Below are 279 nucleotides of genomic sequence, written 5' to 3'. Positions count from 1 at the left end.
ACGCGGAACATGACGCGCTCTATCTCGACAATGCCATCTTCACCAAGCTCGGCTCCGGTTCCTGGTCCAGCCCGACGCGGGTGAACTCGTCGTATTTCGAGTTGCGAGAACACGCCACCAGCAGCAACGATCACCTGCTCTACAACCGGACCACGGGCGTTCTGTACTATGATCCCGACGGCTCGAAATCGACCGCCCAGGTGGAAATCGCCCACCTAGAGCCGGGGGCGGCCCTGACATATCACGACGTGTTCGTCGTTTGATCGCTTATGCGATCGG

Annotated in this window: 1 pseudogene; it reads left to right on the top strand. The window is 59.5% G+C overall.

Going from position 1 to position 279, the window contains the following annotated elements:
• A pseudogene (locus EN859_RS38605) lies at positions 1-263 on the top strand (hypothetical protein); the annotation flags it as partial.
• Positions 264-279: the final 16 nt, after the last annotated feature.

The organism is Mesorhizobium sp. M00.F.Ca.ET.216.01.1.1 (genome assembly GCF_004010325.2).
Classification (GTDB): Bacteria; Pseudomonadota; Alphaproteobacteria; order Rhizobiales; family Rhizobiaceae; genus Mesorhizobium.
The sequence above is the reverse complement of the archived record's forward strand: the minus strand, read 5'-3'. Positions and strand labels throughout refer to the sequence as shown.